4 protein-coding genes are annotated in these 9493 nt (G+C 69.9%); 1 reads left to right on the top strand and 3 read right to left on the bottom strand.

The annotated features are described in order from the left end of the window. Positions 1-500 precede the first annotated feature (500 nt). From AB0I53_RS48735 to AB0I53_RS48725, 3 genes are all read right to left on the bottom strand, one after another. Positions 501-4193 carry an FkbM family methyltransferase gene (locus tag AB0I53_RS48735; protein WP_358617832.1) on the bottom strand — a complete coding sequence of 1231 codons (3693 nt, stop codon included), beginning with the start codon at positions 4191-4193 and terminating at the stop codon, positions 501-503. A 226-nt stretch (positions 4194-4419) separates the two neighbouring features. Beyond that, positions 4420-5763, bottom strand: a complete 1344-nt coding sequence (glnA, locus tag AB0I53_RS48730; protein ID WP_358617830.1) for a type I glutamate--ammonia ligase — start codon at positions 5761-5763, stop codon at positions 4420-4422. A 178-nt stretch (positions 5764-5941) separates the two neighbouring features. Beyond that, positions 5942-7528: an alpha/beta hydrolase gene (locus tag AB0I53_RS48725; RefSeq protein WP_358617827.1), complete on the bottom strand. Its 1587-nt coding sequence runs from the start codon at positions 7526-7528 to the stop codon at positions 5942-5944. Between the two features lie 83 nt (positions 7529-7611). Here AB0I53_RS48725 and AB0I53_RS48720 point away from each other — a divergent pair, with 83 nt between their 5' ends. Continuing rightward, positions 7612-9357: an NAD+ synthase gene (locus AB0I53_RS48720; RefSeq protein WP_358617824.1), complete on the top strand. Its 1746-nt coding sequence runs from the start codon at positions 7612-7614 to the stop codon at positions 9355-9357. Positions 9358-9493: the final 136 nt, after the last annotated feature.

Here is a 9493-nt window from a genome sequence, read left to right as displayed (position 1 = left end):
AAACCACCAACCACACAAAATCTGCATGGTCGGGGGCATAAAAGAACACTAACCAAAACAGTCCGCTGTTGAGTTCTCAAAGAACACACCCACACTGGACATTGCTGCCCAGCGAGCATTTTCTTCATTCGCTTTCGTGTGTCGGTAACTCTAGCAGGCCCTCATTTCGGCGTTTTCAGGGGGGTCAACCCCGCGCTGATCGCTCCGAAGATCGAGTTCATTGCTTGAGTTATCAACCGCCTCGTAGACTTTACGTCTACTTGGCGACCGCTTTACGTTACCCGGTGCGCTCCGCGGTGTCAAACCGCGTGCCCCGGTCGGTGTGCGCTCCGCGAAGTTCGTTTCCGATCTCCAGGGCGCTCCCGCAGCCGTACTCGCCAGGTTCTTACATCCTGTTTCGTCCGGCCGTCCGTGCGGCGAAGAGGAAGTTACGCACACCCTGCGTGAAAGTCAAATCGCCTGGTCAGACTCTTGACGTCGCTCCTTCGGGCGATCTCCGTTCACTTCTGCTTCGGGCGCAGCCAGAGCTTCACGGTGCTCACCGAGCCCGTCGCATTGATCGCTTCCAGCAGGTCAGCGGCGGTTACCGGGCGGTTTCGGCCGACCGGGACCAGCTCGTAACCCCACGTGCCGAACTCGCGGAGGGCCGCTGCCGGATCGTCACCCAGTTGCCGAATCGCATCCGGCGTGAAAGAGCACACGATCGAAGGACGGTCGCGGCGCAGCAGCCGGACCAGGCCGCCGAGCACTCGATGTACTCGCCCACCCACGTCGACGTGCACGACCGAGAGTTTCAGGTTCTGCAGCGCCTCGTGGTTCTCCAGTTCGCGATCGAGCCGGACTCCGCGCACGGATGGTGGCTTGTCGCCTTCTGCCGGGCTGACCGACAAGCCGCCCGCCAGCGACGATTCCGCCGCCAGCTGGCACGAGCCGTCCCATGCCGCGCCTTCCACCACCACCAGCCGATGTCCCCATGCCGCAGGCACGTTGACTTCGACGTTGTGCTTGAGCAGGGCACCGCTTCGCGGGCACGGTTCGACCGCGACGACTGCGCCGCTGTTGCCCAGCCGGCTCAGCACGCGCACGGTCTGGTAGCCGACGTAGGCGCCGACGTCCATGAAGACGCCGTCGGGTTCGAGCAGGGAATCGATCAGCGCGGACACGTCGGCGTCCCAGCTCGGATGCGACGACAGCCACGGAAGCATGAAACTGTCGTCGGCCGGCAGCCGCAGCAGTCCCGCATCGCAGAGCACGGGCGTCGTCGTGCCGTCGCCGCCTCCGATGTTTCGCTCGTGCTCCCTCAGCAGGATGCGTTGCAGGACGTCGGTGCGTTGCAAGGCGTTCGCCGCGTCGTTGGACGCGGTGCGCAGGTTCGCCTCCACGCTCTGGTCGCCGGCCTGGCGCTGCTCCAGAGAATCCATCCGATCGAGGATCCGCTCAACCGCTCCGGTCAGGCTGTCCAGGCGTTCCGCCAGGGCGTCCACCCGTTGATCGCCGCCCGCGCCCGCTTCGAGCTTCCGCAGCCTGCGGTGCTGTTCGGCCAGGTCGGCCCGGGCTCGGACCATGCCGTCGTCGGTGCCGAGCAGCTGGGCGCCGAGCTGGTCCTGGCGCCGGATGAGCTGGACCAGTTCCGCGCGCATCGCCTCCAGGTCGCCTTCGCCGTCCGCCTCGTACTGGCGGCGGAGCAGCTCGGAGGCGGTCTGCTCGACTCCGTCGATGAGCGAGCGCATCACGTCGCGGATGTGCTCGTCGTAGTGGCTCAGCGCCTTGAGCACGGCCTTGCGCAGCGCCGGTGCCATCGAGTTCCGGCTGCTGACGCCGGCGTCCGGCGCTCGGTGCAGCGCGTGCCGCGCCACCAGCAGCGGGCGCAACGGGTCGTCGAACTGGCCGTGGCTGTCTCGCGACCACTTCGTACGCCAGTTCCGGTACGCCTGCTCGACGCGCTCGCGCAGGCGCGCGCCCGCTCGCGCGACGGTGTGCACCGCGAGCAGGTTTTCCTTTGCCGCCGCGCCGAATGCCGCCGTGGCTTCCGGATCGTCGGCGGCGGCACGCAGGAGCTCCGCAGCAGCGTCGGTATCCGGTTCTCCGGGGCCCGCGCATGGCACGAGGCGCGCGGCTTCGGCGCCGAAGAGCTCGGCCACCGCGCCGTGCTCCCCCGCGATCACCGGCACTCCGTGCGCGGCGACCTCCAGCAGCCTCAGCACGTGGTCGTCGCCGGCTTCGCCGCGGTGCAACGACACGAAGCAGTCCGACGCGGACAGCAACGGGTGAAGGTCGAGGTCTTCTTCGACCAGCAGCACCCTGGAATCCGTCGCGGTCGCCAGGCGCAGGCGCTCGGCCGCTTCCGGATGCTCGACCGCCCCGACGACGCCGATGAGCAGGCGCACCTCGTCGCGTTCCGGGAACGCCGCCAAGAACGCGCTGACCACGCCGAGCGCGTTGTCCGCGCGCTCGGCCGCGTGATCCACGAAGGCCCCGAACACGAACTCGTCGGACAGCCCGAACTTGGCCCGGGCTCCCTTCCTCGTCGGTAAATCGATCCGATCGCGCTCCGGTGCCGGCAGCGCGACGACCCTGGTCTTCGTGCCGTTCCGGCGGGCCGCGGCGCGGCTGCTCTCCGACAGTACCCAGGTTTCGGCCACGTCAGCGGTATCGACGGCACCGTTGTGGATGTCGATCACGTACCTGCCCGCGGGCACCGGCAGGCCCGGTTCGCAGCGCAGGACCACCGGGTAATAGGCCGTGTCGGCCGAGGGCAGCCCGGATGCGCCGACCGCGGTGCGCATCAGCTCCGCGAGTCGACCGTCGCCGAGCACCGCGACACCGAGCTGGTCGACCAAGGCCGCCCTCTTGTCGATCCTGCGATGCACCGCCTCGGCCGGGACCCGACCGCTGGCCACTCCGACGCCGACGCACCACTCGTGGAACGCTTCGACGCTGTTGCCGAACGGGTCCGGGTAGTCGCGCTGCAGGATCGGATCGTCCGCCCACACCGCCGCCGTCCAGCGGGAGCCGCCTGCCGAGCGCTGCCGGTCGTCGGCCGGATTGCAAGACCACTCCCGGAACTCCGCCAGCGGGCCGTCCGGCTCGAAGGGGCTCGGCGGCGGTTTGCCGTCCGCGAGCCAGGCGTCGAGGTACTCCCGGCGCAGCGTCGCGGGCAGCACGACGCCGTCGGGCAAGACGTCGAACGGGTGCGGCTGCTCGCGGGTGTATCCGGCCCCGACCAGCGCGTTCCGGTAGCCCGCGCAGAGCCCGGCGAGCACCGGGTTCTCGGAGAGCAGGATCCGCGGGCGGTCGGCGTAGGCCGTGGACAGCAGCCAGGGCCGCTGCGGTTGGAAGCCGTCGAAGTGGACGCTGCGCAGCGCGGTGCCGTTCACGGTGTGCCGGCCGTCGCCCGCCACCACCAGCTCGCGCTGGGCCGCGTTCCACACCGACAGGCCGACGCCGGGATCGCGGATCACTTGGTGGTCGACCAGCGCGGGCGCCTCGTCCAGCATCGGCGTCGCCGCGCTGGGATCGGCTCGCAGCTGCTCCACCCACGTCTCGAGGAGTTGCTCCGCTCCCGGGCGGACGGCGAAAGCGCTGGGGTCGAAGGTGCCCGATTCGGCGAGGTCGGCGGGATTGGGGCGCAGGCCGTCCACCGCCAGCGGGCGCAGCACGCGCGGCACCAGGGCGACCGGCCGCTCGTGCGTCAGGCCCGCGACGAGATCGTCGAAGCGGCCGAAGATCTGGACAGAAGGTTCGAAGTACAGCACCGTCGCGCCGGACTTCAGCAGGTGCTGCAGGAACTTCGGGCGCAGCACGTTGCGCAGCTGTTCCGCGGTGCAGCCCATCGCCAGCCGGGCGTATTCCGTCGCGTCGAGCCCGATGTCGGCGAAGGTCAGGCCGTCCGGCTCCGGCCGGTCCGCGCCCGGCAGGTCGACCACCAGCAGCGCGAACTGCGCGTTCGGGTGGTGGCGGCGGAACGTCTCGCGAAGCACCCGTGCGGCCGGGAGCTGGTCGCGGCACGCGACGGTGCAGCCGAGCACGGTGCGGGCGCCGCGGTCTTCCGGCGTTTCGGCCGGCCACTCCGGCTCGCCGAACAGCTCGGCTGGTTGCTCCAGCACGCCGGATTGCAGGGTGGCTTCCGCGGCGGTCTCGCCGCCGGGGCTACCCGCTGTCACTGGGTCGGGCTGCGCCTGCGAATCAGTCACGGGCGCAACCTATCGCTCCTCGCGCCACTGCAACACGCCCAACCCCATGAGTGCGCGGACTGGGACGTGATGCGTTCGGCGGGCGCGCATGCGCCAACCGGCGCCGGGCCCCGACAGATGCGCACTGGACAGGCGTTTTCGCAGGTCAACGGCCGTGAGTACTTTGAGTCGCTATAGCGACCCAAAGTACTCACGGCCCATGAGCAGGCCGAACCCTTCCCCGGGCTCAGAGCATCGGCATCAGGGTGCGGAGCTCGTACGGGGTGACGTGGCTGCGGTAGGCGTTCCACTCCTCGCGCTTGTTCCGCAGGAAGAAGTCGAACACGTGCTCGCCGAGGGTTTCCGCGACCAGCTCGGAGGACTCCATCTCGGACAGCGCCTCGGTGAGGTTCTGCGGCAGGTTCGCGTAGCCGGCCGCCCTCCGCTCCCGTTCGGTCAGGCCCCACACGTCGTCCTCGGTGGCGGGCGGCAGCTCGTAGCCCTTCTGCACGCCGCGCAGCCCGGCCGCGAGGATCACCGCGTAGGCCAGGTACGGGTTGCAGGCCGAGTCCAGGTTGCGGACCTCGACGCGGCGGGACGACGCCTTGCCCGGCGAGTACATCGGCACCCGGACCAGCGCGGACCGGTTCGCGTGACCCCAGCAGACCGCGGTCGGCGCCTCGCCGCCGACGACCAGCCGCTTGTAGGAGTTCACCCATTGGTTGGTCACGGCGCTGATCTCGCGGGCGTGGTGCAGGATCCCAGCCACGAACGCCCGGCCGATGTCGGACAGCTCGTACGGGTTCTCCGGGTGGTAGAAGGCGTTCTGGTCGCCCTCGAACAGGCTGAAGTGGGTGTGCATGCCCGAGCCGGGCTGCCCGCTGAACGGCTTCGGCATGAACGAGGCGCGCACGCCCTGGGTGATCGCGACCTCCTTGACCACGTACCGGAACGTCATCACGTTGTCGGCCATGGTCAGCGCGTCGGCGTAGCGCAGGTCGATCTCCTGCTGGCCGGGTGCGCCCTCGTGGTGGCTGAACTCCACCGAGATCCCCATCGCCTCCAGCGTCTCGATGGCGTTGCGCCGGAAGTGCGGCGCCGCGTCGTGGCTGGACTGGTCGAAGTAGCCGCCGGAGTCGGCGGGCACCGGTTCGCTGCCGTCGTCCGGCAGGTTCTTCAGCAGGAAGAACTCGATCTCCGGGTGCACGTAGCAGGTGAAGCCGGACTCGGTTGCCTTGGCCAGGGTGCGGCGCAGCACGTGCCGCGGGTCGGCCCAGCAGGGCGAGCCGTCGGGCATGTGGATGTCGCAGAGCATTCGCGCCGAGTAGTGCTCGCCGTCCGGGGTCTCCCAGGGCAGCACTTGGAAGGTGGTGGGGTCCGGCTTGGCGACCATGTCCGATTCGTAGACCCGGGCGAAGCCCTCGATGGCCGAGCCGTCGAACCCGATGCCCTCGGCGAAGGCACCCTCGAGCTCGGCGGGCGAGATCGCCACCGATTTGAGCATGCCCAGGACGTCGGTGAACCACAGCCGCACGAAGCGGATGTCACGTTCCTCCAAGGTGCGGAGCACGAACTCCTGCTGGCGGTTCATGCACGCAGCCTAAGAGTTCCGACTGCGAATTGCGTAACTGGTCCATGAACCCGGCGATACCTGTTTCCGGCCGCCGGCGAGCGGCCTCGGCGATCCGCTCCCCGGCAGCCTGGCGGGCGAACGGTGAAGGGCATCTTCGAGCGACTTCACCGCCCGGAGATGCCCTTCACCGCCAAGATCATCCGCTTGTGGTGCAGCGGGTTCCTTCGGTCGGGAGGGTCAGGTCGACCAGGTACTTCGTGGTCGCGTCGTCCACGCAGGAGACGCCCTGCAGGAAGACCGTGTGCTGGGTGCCCTCGAAGGTCAGCAGGCGGCCGTGCAGGGCTTCCGCGAGCTTCACCCCGGCTTTGTAGGGCGTGGCGGGGTCACCGGTGGTGGAGATGACCAGCGTCGGCGGCAGCGCCCCCACCTCCGGCTCGGTGTTCTCGCCGGTGACCGGGACCGGCCAGAAGGCGCACTTGTCGCGCGCCGCGCTCGGCGGGTTCCCGTTGTCCAGGAACGGCGCCGCCTCGCGGTATCGGCGGTCCGCCTCGCGGAAGATCGCCGGGTCTTCGACGCGCTGGTCGTCGACGCAGTGCACGGCGTCGAACGCGTCGGTGGTGTTGGTGTACTGCCCGTTGCTCTCGCGGCTGAAGTAGTTGTCCGCGAGGGCCAGCAGCCGCCGGCCGCTGCCCTGCCGGAGTTCGTTCAGCCCGTTGTCCAGCTGATCCCAGAGGCTCGGCGCGTACAACGCCTGGATCGCCGCCATGGTGGCGTCCTCGTAGGACAGCTCGCGGCCGTCACCGGCCGGGACCGGGTGTTCCACCAGCGGGCGGGTGAGCTGCTGGAACACCGCGACGGCCTGCGCCGGGTCGGAGCCCAGCGAGCACCGCTGGCGCTTGGCGCACCAGGCCGCGAAGTCGTTGAAGGCGCGCTGGAACCCGGCGCCTTGGGCGACCAGCTGGTCGACCGTGGACTGCCCGGGATCGATCGCGCCATCGAGCACCATCGCCCGCACGTTGCCGGGGAAGGTCTCCGCGTACTCCGCGCCGATCCGGGTGCCGTAGGAGTAGCCGAGGTAGGTCAGCTTCTGGTCGCCGAGCACCGAACGCAGCACGTCCATGTCCTTGGCCACCTCGCGGCTGCCGACGTTGGCCAGCATCTTGCCGCCGGTGCGCTCCGCGCACTTGCCCGCGTAGTCGCGCTCCTCCTGCTCGGTCTCGGCGATCCCGGCGGGTGAGGTGTCCGCGTCGGAGTCGAGTCGCTCGGCATCGCGTTCCGGGCCGGTCAGGCAGCGCACCGCAGGTTCGGAAGCGCCGATGCCGCGTGGGTCGAACCCGATCAGGTCGAACCGCTCACCCAGGTCGGTCTGCGAGACCGACGAGGCGACGCTCGCGGCCGCGCTCATCCCGGACGCGCCCGGGCCGCCCGGGTTCACCAGCAGCGAACCGATCCGCTGCTCCGGTTCGGTGCCCGGCTTGCGCAGGATGCCGAGCGTGATCGCCTGCCCCTGGGGTTCGGCGTAGTCCATCGGGACTTCCAGCCGGGCGCACTCCAGGCCGGTGTCCTCGAAGGAGGTCCGATCGCTGTCGGTCGTCGCGTACGAGGCGCACGGCCCCCATGACAATGTCTGTCCGTAGTACCGCTCCAGGCCTGCCGGCACGGGCCCGACCGGGCCCTTGCGCTCGGTGTGCGGCTGCAGCGGCGCGGCTTCTCGCGTCGGTGCGCTGCACGCGGCCGCGCCCAGCAGGGCCACCACGGACAGCACGGTCAGTAGGCGCTTCACTCACGAATCGTGACACGCATAGCGCGGCGCGGCTCACACTGGGCAGCACGACGCAGGCGTGCGGCGTGCGCGAAGATGGGTGCATGCCCCAGCTGCGCATCGCACTCGCACAGGTCAACGCATGTGTCGGCGACATCGCCGGCAACAGTTCGATGGTCTTGGACTGGACCCGCCGCGCCGTGCAGGACGGCGCCCACCTCGTGGCCTTCCCGGAGATGGTGCTCTCCGGTTATCCGGTCGAGGATCTCGCGCTGCGCAAGTCGTTCGCCGCCGCGAACCTCGCCGAGCTGGAGGTGCTGGCCCGGCGCTTGCAGGACACCGGCTGCGGCGACGCCCTGGTCGTCGTCGGGCACCTCGGCCGCGACGACGAAGGGCCGCGCAACTCGGCGTCGCTGCTCTACGGCGGCGAGGTCGTCGCGACCTACCACAAGCACCACCTGCCGAACTACGGCGTGTTCGACGAGGCCCGCTACTTCGCGCCCGGATTCGACCTGCCGATCGTGCGGCTGCACGGCGTGGACGTCGGCGTGGTCGTCTGCGAGGACATCTGGCAGAACGGCGGGCCGGTGGCCGCGCTGGGCAAGGTCGGCGTGGACCTCGTGGTGTGCATCAACGGTTCGCCGTACGAGCGCGCCAAGGACGACGTGCGCACCCCGCTGGTCATCCGGCGGGCCGCCGAGGCCGGTGCGCCGATGGCGTACGTGAACCTGGTCGGCGCGCAGGACGAGCTGGTGTTCGATGGCGATTCCATGGTCGCCACGCCGGACGGCGAGATCCTCGCGCGGGCGCCGCAGTTCACCGAGCACCTGACGGTGCTGGACCTGGACCTGACCGCGGGCGGGCACACCTCGACCACCGTGCCCGCAGAGCCGGGCCCGATGCGGATGCCCGCCTTCGACGTCCGGCGGATCGTGCTGCAGCCGGAGCCGCTGCCGCGCTACGAGCCGGTGCCCGCGCTGCCGCCCGCCGAGCGGCTCGACGACGTGGGCGAGGTGTGGTCGGCGCTGGTCACCGGGCTGCGGGACTACGTGCAGAAGAACGGGTTCCGGTCGGTGACCTTCGGTTTCTCCGGCGGGATCGACTCGGCGGTGGTCGCCGCGCTGGCCGCCGACGCGCTCGGCGCGGACGCCGTGCACGGGGTGTCGATGCCGTCGAACTACTCGTCGGAGCACTCGCGGTCGGACGCCGCCGAGCTGGCGAAGCGGATCGGCTGCCACTTCGAGGTGCACCCGATCGCCGACATGGTCGACGTGTACGTGCGGCAGCTGGAGCTGACCGGGCTCGCCGAGGAGAACGTGCAGGCGCGCGCCCGGGGCGTGCTGCTGATGGCGCTGTCGAACCAGCGCGGGCACCTGGTGCTGGCCACCGGGAACAAGACCGAGCTGGCGGTGGGTTACTCGACGATCTACGGCGACGCGGTGGGCGCGTTCGCGCCAATCAAGGACGTGCCGAAGACGCTGGTGTGGAAGCTGGCGAAGTGGCGCAACGCCGATGCGGAGAAGCGCGGCGAGGTGCCGCCGATCCCGGAGAACTCGATCACCAAGGCGCCGTCGGCGGAGCTGCGGCCCGACCAGCTGGACCAGGATTCGCTGCCGGAGTACGACGTGCTGGACGTGGTGCTGGACGGCTACGTGGAAGGCGACCGCGGCTACGCGGACCTGATCGCGGACGGGTTCGACGCCGAGCTGGTCGAGCGGGTGCTGCAGATGGTGGACCGGGCGGAGTACAAGCGCCGGCAGTACCCGCCGGGCACCAAGATCACGTTCAAGGCGTTCGGCCGGGACCGGCGACTGCCGCTGACCAACCGGTGGCGCGAGATCGCGCCGTGAGGTGACAGCGCGCCCCGCGTAGGAGGCGCGAGCTGGCCTCGGGGCGAGGAGCAGAATCAGGGGTTCTGTCCACCCGTTGCTGCTGCTGTGGACGGCGCCGATGGCAGCGGGCCCGAGGGCTGCGAGTAGGTAGCCG

This window comes from Saccharopolyspora sp. NPDC050389 (assembly GCF_040655595.1).
In the GTDB taxonomy this organism is placed as follows: Bacteria; Actinomycetota; Actinomycetes; order Mycobacteriales; family Pseudonocardiaceae; genus Saccharopolyspora.
The sequence above is the reverse complement of the archived record's forward strand: the minus strand, read 5'-3'. Positions and strand labels throughout refer to the sequence as shown.